Source organism: Aphanothece hegewaldii CCALA 016, assembly GCF_003007785.1.
In the GTDB taxonomy this organism is placed as follows: domain Bacteria; phylum Cyanobacteriota; class Cyanobacteriia; order Cyanobacteriales; family Microcystaceae; genus Chroococcus; species Chroococcus hegewaldii.
Genome location: NZ_PXOH01000011.1, coordinates 21,675 through 42,271, shown reverse-complemented (window position 1 = coordinate 42,271; position 20,597 = coordinate 21,675). Strand labels below are relative to the sequence as shown.

Sequence of the window (20,597 nt, the reverse complement as noted above, 5' to 3'; positions counted from 1 at the left end):
CGTCTTTCCGTGTTTCGACTCCAACTGCTTCAACTTTCCTCACACCACATTTTTTTTATCTGTCTACAAGTATAAACAGAAATTTTAAATATTGCAAAGTATTGATGGACAGTTTGTAAACTGGTCTAAATAGTTGCTAATTTTATAGACAAATATCTACTCAATTAGTTTGTAAGTTTAACTTAACTGGATGAACTACACATCCTCTATCGGATGAGCCTTGTGAGCATTTCCGACTACTTGAAGAAGCGCTCGTATTTTCGTTTTATTTTTGATTAGCTATCCATAAAAGTATCTGCTTACCTTTGTTATAGGATTTTCTGCCACACAGAAACTATGATTGGATTTTTTCCAATTCTCCGCAGAAAGGTTAGGACTTTCACCCCTCTTTTATAGGTCATTGCCTCTTGAACTATTAATATTTAAACATATGCAAGCTACACTCGTCTATACTTTTGAGTAAATTTTCCAATACCTAATTTTGCTTCTTTAGCTGTTTGGAATTTCAAAAATCAGTCATTTGACCTAACTTAAGATAGATAAATAACTTTATCAAGGGTTTTATCTTAAAGAATAGATCGTCTAAGCTAAATTAATCTCGAAAAAATGGCAATTGAAAACGTAGACACTGAATCACAGTCCTTTATTTTTGCCTTTATCCAAAAAGAAGCAGCAGAACGAGCCTATCAAATCCTCATAGAGAATGGATTATCGGAAAAACAGGTGATGCTAGATTTCTTACTAGCTGATACTGTGAATATAGAACAATCGGAAGCGATGAAAAGTGCTGCGGGTGGAGCATTGGTTGGGACTGTTTTAGGCGGATTAATTGGATTATTGATCAGTCTTCCTGGCTATATTTCTGCTAGTGCAGGTGATGGGATGTCTCAGATGTCTCCTGTGGGTGTTATTTTATTAGGAAGCGGTGTCGGGGCTGCTGCTATTGGTTTAATTGCTGGTTTGAGTGGAATAAATGCACCAAAAACCAACTTACAAGATATTGATGAAAGCAAAACTTATCAGTATCGAGTGATTATTGGAGGGGAAAAAGAATATGAGCAAGCGCAAGAAATTTTACAGGAAAAAGGAATGATTGCAAATGCTTAAAAAAATCCCTCTCTTACAAAGAGAAGGATTAATATTTATGAACAAATGTAGATAAGTTAATTATACACCAGCCGCGATTTAAGTTTAAGTTACAGAGTATCTAATTTTTCTTGGCTTTATCCCAGAAAGTCGAAATAGCAAGGGTTTCAAATCAATCCTAATTTTTAACTGTTTAGAGTTGATGAAAATAAGACTTTGAGATAGGGACGAAGGTAAGCGATCGCATTTTGGAAAAAGATAACGGGAAAAGTCATACAGAGTATGGGGTTAATTTATCTCTAAGGAAATGATGCAAGTTCCCGATGTGAGTTCTCACGGCAGTATTTTTACTCATAGCTAGAAGTTATGAGTTGAGAATATAGATTTGTTAAAGAATAATTAGTAATCATTAACTCTTTTCCGATGGCTGCCGTTTTTTGTTTATAGTTATTCATTCCATACTGTAATTCCCATTCAAAAATATGGAATTTATTAAATTTATCTCTAACTAATTGACAATCATCATAAGTAATCAACCAATTATGATGACATTTTTCCAATCTTTCGGCAAAAAGTGTATGATCAAAAGCCAGATGTAAATTACCTTTTTTTCCATATAATCTTGATTGAGTGACACTTAAATAAGGCGGATCTAGATAAATAAAGATTTCTTTTTCTGAAGCAATTAATAACTCACTGTAATCAAGATTAGTGATTTTAACATTTTTTAAAAGCTCATCCATTTTACTTAATCTAGAAATTGACGAATCTGTAAAACGTTTTTGGAATGCTTCTTCAGAATAACCACCTGATTCTATAGTACCTGAAAAGGTTATTCTATTTAAAATGAAAAAACGCACGGCTCGCTTTAGGTCAGATAGTTGATAAATATTAATAGTCGTTAGTTCATTAAAAAGTGTTTTGCCTCCTGTACAAGTGGCTTTAATTTTTTTAATTTCATTGACTAACTCAGTAAGATGTGATTGAGCTATTTTCCAAAATAGAAATAATTCTGGGTTAAGATCATTAATCCATATTTTAAAATTTGGGTATTTTTGTTTAAGATAGATAAATAAAGAGCCTCCACCCACGAAAGGTTCTCTATATTCGGAAAAATTCGGCGGTAAATATGGAATAATTGTTTTAATTGCTCTAGATTTTCCACCAGGATAACGTAAGGGACTTTTAATCAAACTCATTTTTTTAGTTAAGATGTTTGACAATATTAATAAATCCGATTAAAAATTTATAATCTGATGATCCTGTTTTCGATTCACTTTTTCTTATTTGCCTGGAATTGTACCGCGTCGTTTGTCTCCTGTCATCGATAAGTGTAAAAATTGACGTAGATGCTGAATTGACTCATGATCAGGCAAAAGGGATAACTGTTCGATCGCTTCACTCATCGTATAATCAGAACGATATAACAAACGAAAAGCTTTTTTTAGGATATTCATTTCATCATCACTTAAACCAGCGCGTTTTAAACCGACCAAATTTAGCGATCGCACTCGTGAGGGATTACCTTCGACTAACATAAAAGGAGGAACATCTCGATCGATGCGACTCATTCCTCCTAACATCGCCATTCGTCCAATATGTACAAACTGATGTACGCCCAAAATGCCGCCAATAAATGCTTTAGACTCGATATGAATATGTCCTGCTAACGCCACACCATTAGCGATCACAATTCCATCTTCGATCATACAATCATGGGCAACATGAACATAAGCCATCAATAAATTATGACTGCCAATTTGAGTGACATTTCCTGCTTCTGTTGCCCGGTTAATCGTCACAAACTCACGAATTTGATTATAATCGCCGATTCTGACCCTACTATCTCCACCTTTATATTTTAGATCTTGTGGAGGAAGTCCGATCGCCGCACTCGGAAAAATCTGATTTCCGATACCTATTTCCGTATTACCGTCAATCACAACATGTGCGCCTATTTCTGTATCAGCAGCTATTTTCACCTTTTCCCCAATCACAGCATAGGGGCCAACTCTTACGGTAGAATCAAGTTCAGCCTTGGGATGGATAACTGCAGTGGGATGAATCAGTGTACTCAAAGGAATATCGTCCGTACTTATCAATACTTAGTCTTGAATAATGTTATAGCGAATAGTCCCTAATTTCAATTTTTACCTTATGCCGAATGTTTATACTATTGGTGGTGCAAATGGTTCACACAAACAATTTTCAGACGTGTTGGAATAAGTCAATGGGGAGAAAATAGCGCTTAGGTTGTCTCCGTTCTTTTCAAGACGGTTAATCCCATAACATCTAGAATATCTAACAGCGATGAATGAAATACGCAAACCCTAACTTTGATCGTTTCTTTCTCTGACAGCATCACCCGTTTTAGGATTCACTTTTAAAAAAAGAAGGTAATGATGTCCCTGAGAAGAATAATTTGAGTTGCTGTGTTATCTGATCTCGTTGATTAATCAAATAAATACTGACTAAAGTTAAACTAACACCAAACCATTGTAGAGGGCTTAATATTTCTGATAAAAATAAGTTCCCAAATGTTAGCGCGAAAACTGGTGTTAAAAACGTTAAAGAACTCAGACTCGTTAGATTGCCTTTAGACGCAAGATAGAAAAAGACACCATAAGAAACCGCACTCCCAAAAGTTGTAGAGTAAGCTAAACCTAACCAACTATTAAGATCTAGTTGTTGCCATTGTTGCGTTTCTCCCCATAAAGAAGCCAAAAGTAAAGGAATTCCTCCTAAGATCATATGCCATCCCGTCGCTACTACTGGATCAACATGACGCGATACATAACGAATTAAAATTGTACCCACTGCCATCGATAGGGAAGCAAGCAACATTAACCATTCGCCGCTATTAAATAAATTATCCCAACTCAAAGAAAAATTAAAGGTATGATTTTGCCACAAATCGATTAACCATTGATCTGGTAAACCAATTAAACTAATTCCTAAAATACCAATTCCTAACCCGATCCAACCCCATACACCAATCACTTCTTTAAATAGCCAACTTGACATTAAAGCAACGGCTAAAGGTTGAGAATCTATAATAACAGAACCTAAACCTGCACCCGTTCGCATTAATCCTTCTGCTAGAAACCCTTGAAACATGACTCCATCAACTAGGGCAAATAATCCCACCCATAACCAAGCGCGTAAGCTTTTCGGTTGAGAACGTCCTAAAATTATCGCTACAATTAGTACTAATATACCGGCTGGGAGGAGTCGAAAACTAGCCATAAACAGAGGTGTTGTCTTTTCAGTAACGCCTTTCATCGCTACCATCGCTGTACCCCACAAGAAAAAAGGCGAAATCAGCAGAATTGATGACCAAAGTGATTCGGTTTTTTTAAGGTTGGATTCCATAGGGTTCGTTATAGGTTTATTGATTAAATTGTATACTTTTGTAAAGCGATAAGAAGATCATAGGGAACAAAAAAGAGATCTGGTGTAGAGATGCGCGATCGTATTCGTTTGAACAAAAGTGTTAGGCTAGAGTGGTATTGCACAGAATATGATAAAACTGTCTTATTAATCTATGGTTTGGCCTTTTCCACCCAGAACAACAAAACAAATTGCTCGGATAGAAGTTAACGGAGCGATCGCAGCAGATACCCGTAAGCGAGTTTTAAAAGCGTTAGAAATGGTTGAAGAAAAAAAATTCCCCGCTTTATTATTGCGAATTGATTCACCTGGGGGAACCGTTGGCGATTCTCAAGAAATCTACACCGCTTTAAAAAAATTACAAGAAAAGGTGAAAATTGTTGCTAGTTTTGGCAATATTTCGGCTTCAGGCGGCGTATATATCGGGATGGGGGCTAATCACATCATGGCTAACCCTGGAACGATTACAGGCAGCATTGGCGTGATTTTACGAGGCAATAATTTAGAACGTTTACTCGATAAAATTGGGGTATCTTTTAAAGTTATTAAATCTGGCCCCTATAAAGATATTCTTTCTTTTGATCGAGAATTAACGGACTCTGAACAACATATTTTACAGGAAATGATAGATACTACCTATCAGCAATTTGTCGAAACTGTGGCCGAAGCGCGTAAATTAGATGTAGAACAGGTGAAAAAATTTGCTGATGGTCGTATTTTTACGGGACAACAAGCTTTAGCATTAGGGGTTGTCGATCGTTTAGGAACTGAAGAAGAAGCAAAAAAATGGGCAGCAGAATTAGTTGGATTAAACCCAGAAAAAACTAAATTTTATAATATCGAGGAACCGAAACCTTTATTAAACCGCTTTTTAGGACGAAATCAACTCGACAATAAACGGATCAGCACGGCACTTAATTGGATAGAATTTGAACTAGCGACCAATGGTCAACCCCTATGGTTATATCGGCCTTAGCCTTAGTGGGAATGACTGGGTATAGATTTTAGTCAAACTGAAGGCTAAAATCTTAAAGCTAGTATCATTATGTTATGGTCGGAGGGTTAAGATTGTGAATTGGAAAGTGCGGGCAATTCGGGGGGCAACAACGGCAACAAGCAACACTTCTGAAGCGATAAGAGATGCCGTAGTCGAGTTACTTAATGCAGTTGAAACGCACAACCAAGTTGATCCAGAAGACATCGTTAGCGTCATTTTTACCACAACTAAAGATTTAGATGCAATTTTTCCCGCAGCGATCGCTAGAGAACGTTCTAACTGGGAAAATGTACCTTTACTCGATGTCCAACAAATGCACGTTGAAGGTAGTTTAGAACGTTGTATACGGATCTTAATCCATATCAATACTCCCAAACCACAAATCGAAATCTATCACCCCTATTTGAGAAAAGCGAAAAATCTACGCCCTGATTGGAGTTTAGCTCAATTGACACCCCCCAATTCTGTACAATCTCATCGTTTTTAGAGATGATGTATTTAATAAATTCTGACAACCCCTATTCTGACTGGATCTCTTTAGATCTTTCTTTTGTTGAAATTAATTCTAGACAATGGGATCTGGAGACTAATCTTAGTTTTAGCGAAAATTGGCAACCTTTATTAAAGGGACGGATTAAGTGGGGATTGAAAGGAGGACAATTAAAAGTAACATTAGAAAATGGTCAATTGCTGATCGCTTCAGTTCCGCAAAATCAGGATTTTTTGATATCCACATCCACTAAAGTTGATGATCACATTTGGATTTTAAATTCTAAAACAATTCAAGAGATTAAAACAGGTGATGTTTCTTTTAAATTGGGAACTTTTATCCCAAATGCAGAAACTTTTAATTTAACGGCAACTTTTACCCCAACTTTGGCTGATTTTTCGATAACTGATGCTGAAGGACTCTGGAAACATGATATCAGTCCGAATCAACATGGTGTGTTAGAACGTGCGATCGCTCGTTTTCTACAACAAAATTATAGTTCTCCCTACATAAGTTTTGTGCAATGGGGAACCCATACAGCATCTTTTGAGGCAAATAGATTAATATTGCAAGAAAACTTAACACAGTTAGACACATTAATCGAACAAATCTACAATGCTTCCAGTGATGATTTGATAGAACTTGCCAAAATAGCCAGTTTAAACCCATTCATAGACTTGAGGGGCGGAAATCTCATCGCTACTCAATTAAGCGGACTTTCTCTGGGGAATGCTAATCTATATCAGACTAATTTTAGAGGTGCTAATTTAACAGATATTGATCTCAGTGAAGCGAATTTGAGTTGTGCTAAATTTAGTGGTGCAGATTTAAGCGGAGCCTATCTAGGTAATGCAAATTTGAGTTATGCTGATTTACATCGAGCCAGTTTAGCTTTATCGAATCTCATTGGTGCAGATTTAACAGGCGCTAATTTACTTGAAGCGAATTTAAGTAATGCTAATCTGAGTGGTGCTAAACTCGTAGATGCAAGATTTGGCAACAATCCAGGATTAACCGAAGCGATGCAAGAAATGATCAAAGATAGAGGCGGGCACTTTGAATAGTTGGGTGATTAGCTCAAAAAATGTTATACTAGATAAGCCTAGTTTTTGGGCATGTAGCTCAGTGGATAGAGTGCCGGGTTCCGGTCCTGTAGGTCGGGGGTTCAAATCCCTCCATGCTCGCTAGTTAATTGTTTTTTGATAGGCTATATTAATAATAGCTTCATTGTAGAATTGCCATGCCTTTTTGTACGGCGCTACGTTCTCCTAACATTTCTGCCCAACGTTTGAGATTAGGATGATTATCTAGGGTAACATGGGCAAAAGAAGCAGCAGCAATCCAAGGATAAGTAGCCATATCAGCAATTGAATAATCTCCAGTTAGATAATCTTGTTCAGAAAGTTGACTATCTAAAACCCCGAATATTCGATAGGTTTCTTTTTCGTATCGTTCAATTGCATAGGGTATTTTTTCGGTCGCAAAACGTTTAAAATGATTTAATTGCCCCATCATTGGACCAACACTAGCCATTTGGAACATTACCCATTCGATAACTTTTGTTCTTCCTTCTAAATCTTGGGGCATAAATCGTCCTGTTTTTTCGGCAAGATAGATTAAAATTGCTCCAGATTCAAACACAGTTATTCCAGGATCATGATCGATTATTGCAGGAATTTTGCTATTAGGATTAATGGCGATAAATTCGGGCGTAAATTGTTCGCCTTTAGTAATATCAATTTTATGAGTTGTGTAAGATAGCCCTACTTCTTCTAACATAATGGCGGGTTTACGCCCATTGGGAGTGGTGAAAGTATAAAAATCAATCATCGTTTTTCTCCTTTTTGTGACGACTACCTAAAATCATTGTACTTCTTTAATCAAAAATATTTTTATTTGTAATTTTTTATTAATATTTCTTGTTCACCAATCCATTCTAAAACGCGATTCCACGCCCACCAAGGATTAGGATCACCCAATTGTTGCTGACACGCTACACTACTAATATAACCGACATGACCGCCATATTGAGTGAGAACTAATTCAAGATTTGGATTGTTTTGACAAGCTAATTTTAAATCGACAATAATGGATGGCGCAAACATCGGATCATCAATGGCATATAAAATTAATGTAGGTTTTTTGAGATGGGGTAAAAAAGGAAGTGGACTACAGGCATTATAATATTCTTCTGTAGTCGAAAATCCTAACTGTTTAATGACTAATTCATCATCAAAGCTTCTAATACTATTGACTCTTTTGATCGCTTCTGGATCAATTTCATCAGGATAGTAACGATGTAGTTCCCAAGCTATATTGATTAAATTTTTAGTAATCGATTTTTCTATATATTTACCGAATTTATCTTTAATTAAATAATCTAAAGAACGATTAGAATCTAAACTTGGGCAAATTACTGCACCTCCACCAATATCAGATTCAATTAAATCTAAAGAATTCTCTTCATCATTAATGGTTTGTGCTTCTTTAATTCCCCATAAAGCGAGTTGCCCACCTAGAGAATATCCTGTAAACCAAAAAGGTGTAGGATATCCCATTTTTTTCGCTTGTGAGGCAATATAAATAAAATCTTTTCCTTCATAAATCCCATCAGATGTCAGTGTAGATGAGAGTTTTGCGGTTTCTCCATGCGCTCGCCAATCAAATAAAATTACCGCATAATTGTTAGTAAAGGCTAGACAAGATAGGATTTTCAAAAACCATTGATTTTCTAAAGTTCCTGTAATTCCATAGGTTCCAATAATCGTACCTTTGGCATTTTCGGGAATTGCTCCTAAACCATAAATTGGTATATTAGATGCACCTTGAAATATAATTTCTTGATAGATTGGTTCAGTATAATTAAGTGTTTTTTGCCAGTTATTCGCGGCAAACCAAGCTGTATAGACAGTATTTAAAAATCCGTTTTTGAGGAACCTAGGCGGTTGATAATATTTTTGTACCATTGTCCGAAGATTTGACCTTTCTTTTGGCATAGATCATCACACAGTTTGATTAATTTTTTCAACTGCATTAAAGCGGATCTTTTTTTTCTTTTGGAGATGTATAATTTGGGGAAGGTAAACCAAACCCATACCAATTAAGAAAAACTTTAAATTCTGATCTCATCACCTTTTTGGGAAATTGTTAATTGAAAAGATTGATGGATGTCACGAGATGGTATAATCACTTTTTCAGTGAGACTTTCTACTGCTTTAATTAAATCTTGGGGGGAATAAATTAAAACATCGGGTTCGTATTTGGTTAAAATTTGTGGCGAGTTAAAACCCCAAGCAACAGCAATACTTTTAATATTACTTTTGCGGGCTGCACTAATATCTCTGGTTTCGTCTCCCACATAAATAATATTTTCTCTTTTAAAGTTATTTTTTCGGATAATCTGGTTAATGACTTTATCTTTACCAAATAATGAGGTATCACAATAAATAAATTTAAACAGATGATCTAATTCATTATTTTGGAGAAAAGTAATAACATTCTTTTCTAAATTAGATGTAATGATTCCTAATGTATAACCTTTTGAAATGAGTTGATGTAAACACGCCGATAAACCAATAAAAGGTTCTAGGGTTGAGATTTTTTGGTTTAATTCGATTTTAACGCGTCTTAATAAAAACGGAATTTGGATAAGGGAAATTTTTGACTGTTTGATAATTTCTCTAGAACTTAAATTTTTGAAGTGTTCAATATCTTCTTGATTAACGGGTTTATAGCCAAATTCTCCTGATAACCCATTGACAATTTCTATAAACGTGTCACGAGTATTAGCGATCGTTCCATCAAAATCAAAGAAGATAATCTTAGCAGTCATTGTAGCTTATGGTATAAATTAGTTAAACATCAAGATTGGCACGAGCATTACGTCGCCACATTTCGGGTTTAATTCGTCGTAAAGCTGATCCTGTAAAGCGCTCATTCCATGACTCAGGGGATAATTCCGCTAATTCCTTTAAAGAAGGCGTAATATTGCCAGGATAAGGCTGAAAATCGGCGATATCTGTACTTTGAGAAAATCGTTGATTCCAAGGACAAACATCTTGACAAATATCACATCCTGCTACCCATCCTGAGAGTTTAGATGCGATCGCCTCTGGTAATTGCTCTGCCCTATTTTCTATTGTATGATACGCTATACAAAGATTGGCATCGACGACAAAGGGTTGCACAATTGCTCCTGTCGGACAAGCGTCCAAACAACGGCGACAAGTGCCACAATGCTCCGTATGAGGAACATCAGGTATTAACTCTAGATTAGTTAATACTTCTCCTAAGAATACCCAACTGCCGTATTCTCTGCTAATAACGTTACCATTCTTAGCAATCCAACCAATACCCGCTTGTTGCGCCCAAACTTTATCTTGTATTGGCCCTGTATCAACATAATAACGGCATTGAATCCCCTCTTCATGTGATTCTAACCATCGACTCAAAGCTTTGAGTTTTTTTTGTAAAACTTTGTGATAATCTCTCCCCCAACCATAACGCGAAATCTTTCCATATTCCTTTTCTGTAGAGTGTTGGTGGGGTGTATAGTAATTTAATGCCACACAAATCACCGATCGCACTTCTGGGTAACATTCCTTAATATTTTGTCGTTTTGGGTTTGCCATCCATTCAAGATCCCCGTGATATCCCATCGCTAACCAAGTTTGTAAATGACTCACTGCTTGTTTTTCTTCACCTACCGCAGCTATCCCCACTTTGTGAAATCCCAGTGCGATCGCTTTTTCTTTAATTTGCTCCTCTATTACCATAAATTTATTTTTTTGTCAAGTGTATTAAATTCGCAAAAAGCCAGCTTACATATAAGATGAAGGGTTTGGGAAAAATACAACTTTTCCAACAATACCTAAAAGTCCTGTGACCAAAATTCCAACAATACCTAAAAAACCGATGGTAAATGTATTAATTCGTGCGTTAACTGCTTCTATTTGTTTGTCAACTTGTTCAAACCGCTTCTCAACTTGTTCAAACCGTTTATCAACTTGTTCAAACCGCTTCTCAACTTGTTCAAACTGTTTATCAACTTGAGCAAAACGTAGATCCATTTGTTCAAACTGTTTATCAACTTGAGCAAAACGTAGATCCATTTGTAATTTAAGATCGACAAAACGTTCCTCAGTCCGTTTATCTAATTGTACGATCTTATCATTAAGTGCTTTTAGCTGTTCATCGGTTCTCGCTATATGTACATCTAGTTTCTTGTCTATACCTAAAATTAAATCTTTTAATTCTTTTAAGTCTGTATCTGTTGCGGTTGACATTAAAGCAAACTCCTATTCATTAGGTTTAAAATCTCTCATAGGCTACTCATATTATGATCTTGATTTCGGTAATCTAGGGATTTTTTTTAATCATTCTAAAGTTACAGGCACTTTTCTACATCAAGAAAGGTTACACCCAAAAGCCTTAAAAGATAAAGTAAATCAAAACATAAAATTAATCTAGTTTTTATGATCTCGACCTCTCAAACAACCATCGAAGGAATTACAGAACCCGTCATTCTCAACTATTTTAACTATCTTAACGCAGGTGATTTCGAGGCGACGGCTAATCTTTTTGCCCCTGACGGTATTTTACAGCCGCCCTTTGAATCACCTATAATAGGACGAGAAGCGATCGCAGACTACTTAACTCTAGAAGGAAGAGGGTTAGAACTGTATCCCAAGCAAGGTAGTATTGAACCAACAGAAGACGAACAGACTAAAATTGTTGTTGTTGGAAATGTCAAAACCCCTCTTTTGGGCGTTAATGTTTCTTGGTACTTTATTCTAACGCCTAACTCAGAAATTGCTTTTGCCGAAATTAGGTTGCTTGCTTCCCTACAAGAATTGTTACACCTGAAAAAGTAAAAATCTTACTTTGTACTTCAAAAAAACTACAAAACCAAGCTAGGATAAATAAATAGGAAAAATTTAGATTACAGTCATCGTTAGATCTTGATTCAAGCAGAAACCCTCGACCTACTGGAATGGTATCGCCTTTGTCAGCATTTATCAACCTTTGCGGCAACAAAACTAGGAGCGATCGCATCTCGTCAACTTCAACTTCCCACCACTAAAGAAGAAAGTCTAACATTATTATCGCAAACGCAAGAAGTCTATCAACTTGAACAACGTCCCAATGGTAGATTATCATTTGAAGGAATCACCGATATTGGTAACGCGCTTGAACGTGCAAATATTGGTGGAATGCTCATCGGACAAGAATTACTATCCATTGCCACTACTTTAGCAGGAGTCAGACGCTTAAGAAGAATCATCGATCAACAAGAAGATTGTCCTGTTTTAAACGCATTAGTCGAACAAGTACGAACCTATCCTGATCTCGAACAAGAAATATATCGATGTATCGAAGAAGATGGAACCGTAGCCGATCGCGCTAGTCCACAGTTAAGAGAAGTCAGGGGACAAATGAAGGTCGTCCGAGAACGTATCTATCGCCGACTACAAGAAATTATAAACAAACAAGGGGGCGCAGTGCAAGAAGCTGTGATTACCCAAAGAAGCGATCGTTTTGTCATTCCCGTAAAAGCCCCACAAAAAGATCAAATACCTGGCATTATTCATGATACCTCTAGTACAGGCGCGACTATTTATGTAGAACCTCAGTCTGTTGTCGAACAAGGTAACAAACTTAGACAGTTTCGCAGAACCGAACAAATTGAAGAAGAAATTATACTGAGAAAATTATCAGAACAAGTCGCCAGTTTATTTGATGATTTAGAATATCTTCTAGCCGTTGCAACAACCATAGACTTAGCCACAGCAAGAGCCCGATATAGTTTATGGTTAGAAGCACATCCGCCGCGTTTTGTCAACCTTGAAGCAGGAGAACAACTAACTCTTAGACAGTTACGTCATCCCCTATTGGTTTGGCAACAACAACACGAACAAGGACGAGCCGTTATTCCGATTAATGTACAGATTTTAGCACCGATTCGAGTTGTAGCAATTACAGGTCCAAATACTGGAGGGAAAACCGTTACCCTTAAAACCTTTGGACTTGCGGCATTAATGGCAAAAGCGGGACTTTTTATCCCTGCAAAAGAACCCGTCGAAATTCCTTGGTTTGATCAAATATTAGCAGATATCGGCGACGAACAATCTTTACAACAGAGTTTATCGACATTTTCGGGACATATACGGCGAATTGTCCGAATTTTAGAAGCATTACAAATAGATAATAGCTCTAGCTTAGTTTTACTCGATGAAGTGGGGGCAGGAACCGATCCAGCCGAAGGAAGTGCCTTAGCGATCGCACTCTTGAAATATTTAGCCGAAAACGTAACATTATCCATTGCAACAACCCATTACGGAGAACTAAAAGCCCTCAAATACCAAGATTCTCGCTTTGAGAACGCCTCAGTAGAATTTGACGATCAAACCATTTCACCCACCTATCGTCTGTTGTGGGGCATTCCAGGGCGTTCTAATGCTTTAACCATTGCCCAACGCTTAGGGTTAGATCCAGAAATTGTCGAAGATGCCAGAAGTCGAGTCGGTGGCTATACTGAAGATATCAATCAAGTCATTGCAGGTTTAGAACAACAACGCAAAGAACAAGAACAAAAAGCCTTTGAAGCCAAAAAACTCCTACAGCAAACGGAAAAATTCTATACCGAAGTCTCGCAAAAAGCCACCTCTTTACAAGAACGAGAAAAAGATCTAAAACGAACTCAAGAAATAGAAATCCAAAAAGCCCTCACTAACGCTAAAACAGAGATAGCGAAAGTCATTCGACAACTGCAACAAGGTACACCTACCGCCCAAGATGCCCAAAAAGCCACTCAAGCATTAAATGAAATTTCTGCTCAGTTTTTGCCTAATACATCCGCAAAACCGCAAAAAACTTATATACCGAAAGTTGGTGAAAGAGTAAGAATTCCTAGTTTAGGGCAAACCGCAGAAGTTTTGAGTGTTTCTGAAGATACAGGGAATGTTTCCGTGAAATTTGGTTTAATGAAAATGACGATCAACTTTACGGAAATTGAATCTTTAGACGGGCAGAAAGTGGAAATACTCGTCAAAGCAAAAGCAACTCCTGTTACTCCTCCCCCATCCCAAACCGAAAAACCGCCCACTTTGATCCAAACCTCAAAAAATACCATTGATATTCGTGGTAGTCGAGTCGCTGAAGCAGAAGCGGATCTCGAAAAAGCGATCGCACAAGCCACCCAATCTGGTGTATTATGGGTTATTCACGGTAAAGGAACGGGAAAACTCCGCCAAGGTGTACACGAATTTTTGGGACAACATCCCCAAGTGAAACGTTTTGAAATAGCCCCACAAAACGAAGGAGGATCAGGAGTTACGATCGTATATTTACGGTAACTCTCGTCTCAACTTCATAATCCTTATTTATAGTTTATAGGCAGCAACGGGAGTCCTGCAAACGCTTCGCCAACAGTCAGATAAGGTAGAGTAAATAGACCAGGCATAGCACTATGGGTAGGGTACGGTAGCGGAATCTTCCCAAATTCTCGTCGGCTTCCTAAGAAAAACAAGCGTTTTCGCAATTGAGGAACTCCAAAATCGGCAGAGAGTAGCAATCCTGTAGTAATTTCGTATTGCAGATCCTCCATACTTTTTAGAATCTTTTTAAAGATGGTGCCTTCTCCAATTCCCTTCAAGTTGGCGACGTTTTCCATCACAAAAAATGCGGGACTTAAGTCTTTAATGAATCGGATAAACTCAAAGATCATTTGTGCGCGATCGTCATCCAAGCCTTTCTGCTTGCCAGCCTGACTAAATGCCTGACACGGTGGGCCTCCAAAAACTAAATCTGGCTCTCTTGTTTCACCAGTTCTTGATTGCCAAAGCTTCAAGGGATTTGTAATATTTACAACGTCTTGCTGAAGCACATCGCAGCGTCCATTATAATAGCCGCTCAAAGTGTCGCAAGCATCTTGCCAAGAATCTATAGCTAAAAGCGTTTTAATTCGGCCTGTACAGTCTGCACCTATATCCATGCCTCCTGCACCACTAAAAAGGCTCATAGCAGTAAGATTCTGACCTAGCTTATACCTAACTTTTTCTGTATGTTGGATAACCTGATCAAACACCGCCTTTGCTAATTGAACAGGAACAGCGTTACCAACTTGTAATTGTGTGCTATTCTGTGTACCTTTGAACTCCAAGCTATCGGAAAAACCTTGTAACCTTGCGGCCTCTCGAACTGAAATATAGCGGTTTTCATAAGGGTGAACAAACTTGTTGAAAATGTATGCCGTTACTGTTAGAGATGGCATTTCAGGGTTAAGTCTAATAATTCTGAGATTTGGGCCACCACGTCGATTTTCATCTTCTTTAACATAGTAACGGAAACTTGTATGCCAAAGCTCTTCTGGTAAATCTTGCATTTTTTGCCCTATTTTTAAAGCATTGATGCGTCGCTGGACATCTGGACTGACTTGCCGAGCAATGTGATTAGGGATGGAACTACTTTCTTGCTTAAAATTTAAAATTGTCAATGATCCACTGGTCTCTTGCATAAATTTTCGTAAAGGAAATAATCCCATCACAAAGATTATACATATCTTGATCTGACGGCAACTGACTTGCTTTGGTAATTATCTGATTACCAGTTTTCGTCCAAACGATATCCTCAAGATCTTTTATGTAAGCATCGTAGTGACGAACCGCGTGAATGTTAGAAAGCAACGCTGTTTTTACAGTACGTTTACTCTTTAGCTTCGCTGATGAGGCACCAATTATGAGAACTTGGCAAATCCCTTTTTTGATATCGTCTGTTCTGTCCATTCCCACGCTGGTCTTACCATCGGATACCGACTTATAACTGTCTCCTTTTTCTCTTTTAGGCCAGTTCTTTGATTCGGGGTTTGGAGGAACCCCACAGCCATTAGTCAACCAATAAACAGGATCTGGATCCGAGTCTTTAATCCACTCACTTCTCGTGTAGGCAACAAAAGCTTTCTCCCAAAACTGAAAGTAGCGTCCGAACAACTTTTTATCTTCACTAAACACGCGAAACAATTGGCGATACACCCACTCCTCTATTGGCTCATTATTTTTTACTCCTAAAGATATAAGCTCAGGCTTCCACTTTGAACCCTCTAATTGTGGGAGCAAAAGGTAAAACTCAGACTGAGCTAAAAATGAATTTTCAAGAGATTGCGGTTTATGATTAACTACTTTACCTTCAGCGTTTTGACCAAGTTGAGCATCGCATTGAACGGCTAGAGCAAGAGTAGTGAGTGGGGCCGCTTTCACTTCACCCATAAGAACAATATTATTATTTTGCTTGTCCTCAATAATAATATCCATTGGATCATAACGGTGACCACACCGCACTTCAAGACGCTGGTTGTTCCGTTCAAAAAGACAGGTTAGGAAAACACCCAGTGAATTCTGCGTAATGCTCCCTATAGTTCCTGACTCAGGCTTTTTCGCTGGATGAAAGTGAAACTCGCCATTTAGTACGCAAAGAGGGCAAGTATTAGTATATGGGTAAATTAGTAACGGTGAAGCATTTGGGTTTGAGCAATAAAGCCACCCCTCAGACATTTTCTTCTCCTCAGATGTTTTCTTTTTCTCCTCAGATGTTTTTTTCTTCTTCTCTTTAGGCGTTATGTTTTTGTAGTATCCTGCGGCGACGAAAAGATCGAAGGCAGCAGCTAGAGAGTAGCCTAATGGTGAAGAATTGGACTCAGAGTTTTTGTATGCAAGCTCAACTAGCAAATTGGCAAGCTCTTTTTCATACTCTGTCAATTCAATAGGTTTTGCTCTACCAATTGCTTTGTCTACCCAGTTAGGGTCTTTTAAAAGTTCTTCCTCTTTACTCTCTACATCAGTAGCTTCATCATTTTTTTGCTTCTTTTTATTAGTTGCCATAAAGATTTATTGAATAAAATGGGGTTTTCGCGGCATCGAGCCAGAAACTGATATTTTGCTTAAAAAGCAGTCACAACAATTGTTTGAAGTGTAGAAACAAAAGACGCACAAAATTTATTACGATGTAAAGTCTGATAAATTAGATATGGATTTAGATTTTTTAGATTCATCAGCTTCTATTATAGGCAAAAAATTACATTTTGCAGCATATTATATCTATATTGGCTCAATCTCTCGATCTCATTCCGTCTACATTACCTTATCAATCTCTTACAATATTACCTTAACCCATATAAAAAAATAAAAAGTGGCTGATTATCTTGGTGTCAGCATCAGAGCGATCAAGCGTTACACCTATAAAAGGTAAACGAGTGTGTTAAGTACGAAGGTGGTCAAACTCGCCCCATCGCCATCTATGATAAAGAGGTTAATTGACTTAAATATCTAACGTTAGCTAGAACAACTCAAAGCAAAAATCGTGTAATAATCTAGAAGCGTCAGCATTACTAATTATTTCTACGACTTTCCCCACCATGTCCATGATCATTGTTGACAATCTTAGTAAAATTTATCCTGTGGCGGTCAAAGAACCAGGAATAAAAGGGACAATTACTCATTTCTTTAAACGCACCTATCGGGAAATCAAAGCTGTACAGAATGTTTCTTTTACAATAGAACCAGGGGAAATTGTCGGGTTTCTCGGTCCTAATGGTGCAGGAAAAACCACTACTCTTAAGATGTTAACAGGTTTAGTTCATCCGTCATGTGGACGAGTAAGAGTCGCGGGTTATGTTCCTTTTCGTAGACAACCGCAGTTTTTACAGACAATGAGTCTCGTTATGGGACAAAAACAACAATTATTATGGGATTTACCAGCTTTAGACTCTCTTCGGATTAATGCGGCAGTGTATAATATCCCTGAGTCGGTTTTTCAACAGCGTCTCGGTGAGTTATCGGAAATGTTGACGCTACAAGAAAAGCTAAAACAACCCGTTCGTAAGTTATCTTTAGGTGAGAGAATGAAAGCAGAATTACTCGCTGCTTTATTGCATCACCCACAGGTATTATTTTTAGATGAACCGACATTAGGACTCGATGTTAACGCCCAAGCAGCCGTTAGAGAGTTTCTAAAAGAATATAATCAACGATATCAAGCGACGATTCTTTTAACCAGTCATTATATGGCTGATATTACGGCTTTGTGTAAACGAGTGATGCTGATCCATCATGGAAATTTGATGTATGATGGGAGTCTAGACGGTTTGTTAGAACGATTTGCACCCTGTCGAGAAGTCAAAATCGAGTTAGCTTATCCTGTGTCGGAAAATCAGTTAGTTTCCTATGGAGAGATTGTCAGTATTGATGGGAAAGAAATAAGATTAGTCGTACCACAGGAAAAGTTAAGAAATGCGATCGCACGAATTATCGCCGAATTAGATATTATTGATCTTAGTATTAATGAGCCACCCATTGAAGAAATTATTGGTCGTCTTTTTCAAACGGGAGTTGTTGCCTAAATGAAGTGGTTTTATCGAGCAATGACTACGTTACTTACAACCTATTATGCTCATATGATTGAGTATCGAGCAGAAATTTTTTTATGGGCGTTAGCGGGTTCATTACCTTTAATTTTAATGGGTGTCTGGATACAAGCTTCACAAAACGGCGGTAATTTTGGTTTAGATGCGACTCAATTTGCCCGTTATTTTTTTGCAGTTTTTTTAGTTAGACAGTTTACCACAATTTGGGTCATTTGGGAATTTGAACGGGAAATCGTTGAAGGTAAATTATCTTTTCGATTATTGCAACCTATTGACCCCGTTTGGCATCATATTGCTCGACACCTTTCTGAAAAAATGACTCGTTTTGTCTTAGTGGGTGTTTTTATTGTTCTCTTCTTTGCGCTGTATCCCCAAGCGTTTTGGATACCGAAACTAGAAAGTGTTATTTTATTTTTGCTGGCTATTGTAATGGCTTTCGTTGTTCGGTTCTTGATACAGTATACTTTTTCGATGTTATCATTTTGGACAGAACGTGCCAGCGCGATCGAACAATTTTGGTTCTTATTTTATCTGTTCTTATCGGGAATGATTGCACCGTTAGAAGTCTATCCCCCACAAGTTCGAGACTTTATACAATGGACACCGTTTCCTTATTTAATACATTTTCCTGCTGCTATTTTAATTGGTTTACCCGTCGATTTAGTGCGGGGTAGTCTTGTAATGTTGGGTTGGGGTACAATATTTTTCTTTTTGTATCGTTGGTTATGGCGCATGGGACTCAAGCGATATTCTGGAATGGGTGCATAAACTTGTTAGTGAGTACTCTATATTGAAAGCAAAGCTTAAGAAGATAAGCGATAATAGAGAATTGCCATACAATTAAAACCGACGAAAGTAGGGAATAAGCAAACGTGACGGATACTAACTTAGATATACTTGCCCTGAGTGATCCAACAGTAGCATCGATGATCGATCGAGAGTTACAACGTCAACGAGATCACCTCGAACTCATTGCTAGTGAAAATTTTACCTCGGCTGCGGTTTTAGCGGCACAAGGATCAGTTTTAACCAATAAATATGCAGAAGGACTCCCCAAAAAAAGATACTACGGGGGCTGTGAATTTGTCGATCAAGTTGAACAATTAGCCATCGATCGTGTTAAACAATTATTTGGGGCCAATCATGCTAATGTACAACCCCATTCGGGCGCACAGGCGAACTTTGCGGTATTTCTCTCCTTACTGAAACCAGGTGATACAATCATGGGGATGGACTTGTCTCATGGTGGACACCTGACGCATGGTTCACCCGTAAACGTCTCAGGTTTATGGTTTAAAGTAGTGCAGTATGGGGTTAATCCTACCACTGAAAGACTCGATTTTGACTTAATTCGAGATATTGCCCTCAAAGAACGTCCAAAACTTTTAATTTGTGGCTATTCCGCGTATCCGAGAATCATCGAATTTGAAAAATTCCGCGCCATTGCCGATGAAATAGGGGCATATTTAATGGCCGATATTGCCCATATTGCCGGTTTAGTCGCCACCGGACATCATCCGAGTCCTATTTCCGTATGTGATGTCGTCACCACCACCACACACAAAACCCTTAGAGGGCCAAGAGGTGGTTTAATTCTAACTAGAGACGAAGAATTAGGCAAAAAATTCGATAAAGCAGTGTTCCCCGGAAGTCAAGGCGGCCCACTAGAACACGTGATCGCAGGTAAAGCCGTCGCCTTTGGAGAAGCCCTCAAACCAGAGTTTAAAGCCTATTCTGGGCAGGTCATCGCCAATGCTAAGTCCCTAGCCCAACAACTCAATCAACGGGGCTTAAAACTCGTTACAGATGGCACAGATAATCATTTAATGCTATTGGATCTCCGTTTAATAAATATGACGGGCAAAGTCGGCGATCAACTACTCAGTGGCATTAATATTACGGCTAATAAAAATACTGTTCCCTTTGATCCCGCTTCCCCCTTTGTCACCAGTGGAGTTCGTTTAGGATCTCCAGCAATGACCACTCGCGGCATGAAGGAAGCAGAATTTACCGAAATTGGTAATATTATTGCCGATCGCTTGACTAATCCAGAAAATGAGTCAATACAACAAGATTGCTTAAACAGAGTGGCTAAACTCTGTAATAACTTCCCGTTATATCCTCATCTCAAAATTCCTGTACCAGCGATCGTATAAAACCTCGTCTAAAAGGCTGGGATTAAGGTAAACTTCACATGAGTACTCTTAATCCCATTCACC

At 38.0% G+C, this 20,597-nt stretch carries 18 protein-coding genes, 1 tRNA gene and 1 pseudogene; 10 read left to right on the top strand and 10 right to left on the bottom strand.

All coding sequences use genetic code 11. The features are described from left to right. The first annotated feature begins 606 nt into the window (after window positions 1–606). Complete coding sequence (locus C7H19_RS11620; RefSeq protein WP_106457047.1) at window positions 607–1,107, top strand: hypothetical protein; 501 nt, start codon at window positions 607–609, stop codon at window positions 1,105–1,107. 326 nt (window positions 1,108–1,433) lie between these two features. On the opposite strand, the gene C7H19_RS11615 is transcribed toward C7H19_RS11620, so the two are convergent. From C7H19_RS11615 to C7H19_RS11605, 3 genes are all read right to left on the bottom strand, one after another. Next, window positions 1,434–2,285, bottom strand: coding sequence for a DNA adenine methylase (locus C7H19_RS11615; RefSeq protein WP_219907638.1), 852 nt, complete (start codon window positions 2,283–2,285; stop codon window positions 1,434–1,436). 84 nt (window positions 2,286–2,369) lie between these two features. Then, a complete protein-coding gene (gene lpxA / locus C7H19_RS11610; RefSeq protein WP_425428897.1) occupies window positions 2,370–3,188 on the bottom strand; it encodes an acyl-ACP--UDP-N-acetylglucosamine O-acyltransferase in 819 nt (272 codons plus the stop codon). Window positions 3,189–3,456: 268 nt separating this feature from the next. Further along, window positions 3,457–4,458: a DMT family transporter gene (locus C7H19_RS11605; RefSeq protein WP_106457045.1), complete on the bottom strand. Its 1,002-nt coding sequence runs from the start codon at window positions 4,456–4,458 to the stop codon at window positions 3,457–3,459. Between the two features lie 172 nt (window positions 4,459–4,630). On the opposite strand from C7H19_RS11605, the gene sppA reads away from it, so the two are divergent. The 4 genes from sppA to C7H19_RS11585 all read left to right on the top strand — a co-directional run bounded on the left by sppA (window position 4,631) and on the right by C7H19_RS11585 (window position 7,147). Then, window positions 4,631–5,452 (top strand): signal peptide peptidase SppA, encoded by an 822-nt coding sequence (sppA, locus tag C7H19_RS11600; RefSeq protein ID WP_106457044.1) that lies wholly within the window; start codon window positions 4,631–4,633, stop codon window positions 5,450–5,452. Between the two features lie 94 nt (window positions 5,453–5,546). Then, window positions 5,547–5,960, top strand: a complete 414-nt coding sequence (gene aroH, locus C7H19_RS11595) for a chorismate mutase (RefSeq protein WP_106457043.1) — start codon at window positions 5,547–5,549, stop codon at window positions 5,958–5,960. A 2-nt stretch (window positions 5,961–5,962) separates the two neighbouring features. Next, a complete protein-coding gene (locus C7H19_RS11590; RefSeq protein ID WP_106457042.1) occupies window positions 5,963–7,027 on the top strand; it encodes a pentapeptide repeat-containing protein in 1,065 nt (354 codons plus the stop codon). A gap of 47 nt (window positions 7,028–7,074) precedes the next feature. Continuing rightward, window positions 7,075–7,147: transfer RNA gene (locus C7H19_RS11585), tRNA-Arg, on the top strand. A gap of 40 nt (window positions 7,148–7,187) precedes the next feature. On the opposite strand, the gene C7H19_RS11580 is transcribed toward C7H19_RS11585, so the two are convergent. The 5 genes and pseudogenes from C7H19_RS11580 to C7H19_RS27190 all read right to left on the bottom strand — a co-directional run. Beyond that, complete coding sequence (locus C7H19_RS11580; protein ID WP_106457041.1) at window positions 7,188–7,793, bottom strand: glutathione S-transferase N-terminal domain-containing protein; 606 nt, start codon at window positions 7,791–7,793, stop codon at window positions 7,188–7,190. 62 nt (window positions 7,794–7,855) lie between these two features. Further along, complete coding sequence (locus C7H19_RS11575) at window positions 7,856–8,959, bottom strand: YheT family hydrolase (protein WP_245927476.1); 1,104 nt, start codon at window positions 8,957–8,959, stop codon at window positions 7,856–7,858. Between the two features lie 116 nt (window positions 8,960–9,075). Continuing rightward, window positions 9,076–9,795, bottom strand: coding sequence for an HAD-IA family hydrolase (locus C7H19_RS11570; protein WP_106457039.1), 720 nt, complete (start codon window positions 9,793–9,795; stop codon window positions 9,076–9,078). Between the two features lie 22 nt (window positions 9,796–9,817). Then, window positions 9,818–10,738 carry a tRNA epoxyqueuosine(34) reductase QueG gene (gene queG, locus C7H19_RS11565; protein WP_106457038.1) on the bottom strand — a complete coding sequence of 307 codons (921 nt, stop codon included), beginning with the start codon at window positions 10,736–10,738 and terminating at the stop codon, window positions 9,818–9,820. Window positions 10,739–10,783: 45 nt separating this feature from the next. Beyond that, window positions 10,784–10,915: pseudogene (locus C7H19_RS27190) on the bottom strand (DUF4164 domain-containing protein); the annotation flags it as partial. A gap of 522 nt (window positions 10,916–11,437) precedes the next feature. Here C7H19_RS27190 and C7H19_RS11550 point away from each other — a divergent pair. Together C7H19_RS11550 and C7H19_RS11545 are read left to right on the top strand one after the other, a co-directional pair. Next, on the top strand, window positions 11,438–11,836 hold the full coding sequence (locus tag C7H19_RS11550; RefSeq protein ID WP_106457035.1) for a YybH family protein: 399 nt from the start codon (window positions 11,438–11,440) through the stop codon (window positions 11,834–11,836). A gap of 87 nt (window positions 11,837–11,923) precedes the next feature. After that, window positions 11,924–14,317 (top strand): endonuclease MutS2, encoded by a 2,394-nt coding sequence (locus tag C7H19_RS11545; protein ID WP_106457034.1) that lies wholly within the window; start codon window positions 11,924–11,926, stop codon window positions 14,315–14,317. Window positions 14,318–14,340: 23 nt separating this feature from the next. Here the strand turns inward: C7H19_RS11545 and C7H19_RS11540 are convergent, their stop codons facing one another. Further along, window positions 14,341–15,477, bottom strand: coding sequence for a DNA cytosine methyltransferase (locus C7H19_RS11540; protein ID WP_106457148.1), 1,137 nt, complete (start codon window positions 15,475–15,477; stop codon window positions 14,341–14,343). Then, a complete protein-coding gene (locus C7H19_RS11535; RefSeq protein ID WP_106457033.1) occupies window positions 15,437–16,837 on the bottom strand; it encodes a hypothetical protein in 1,401 nt (466 codons plus the stop codon). Before C7H19_RS11535 ends, C7H19_RS11540 begins: the two co-directional genes overlap by 41 nt. Window positions 16,838–17,370: 533 nt before the next feature. On the opposite strand from C7H19_RS11535, the gene C7H19_RS11530 reads away from it, so the two are divergent. From C7H19_RS11530 to glyA, 3 genes are all read left to right on the top strand, one after another. Beyond that, complete coding sequence (locus C7H19_RS11530) at window positions 17,371–18,354, top strand: ABC transporter ATP-binding protein (protein ID WP_106457032.1); 984 nt, start codon at window positions 17,371–17,373, stop codon at window positions 18,352–18,354. After that, entirely contained in the window at window positions 18,355–19,146 is a 792-nt protein-coding gene (locus tag C7H19_RS11525; RefSeq protein ID WP_106457031.1) for an ABC transporter permease, read from the top strand. 104 nt (window positions 19,147–19,250) lie between these two features. Continuing rightward, on the top strand, window positions 19,251–20,534 hold the full coding sequence (gene glyA / locus C7H19_RS11520) for a serine hydroxymethyltransferase (RefSeq protein ID WP_106457030.1): 1,284 nt from the start codon (window positions 19,251–19,253) through the stop codon (window positions 20,532–20,534). Window positions 20,535–20,597 lie beyond the last annotated feature (63 nt).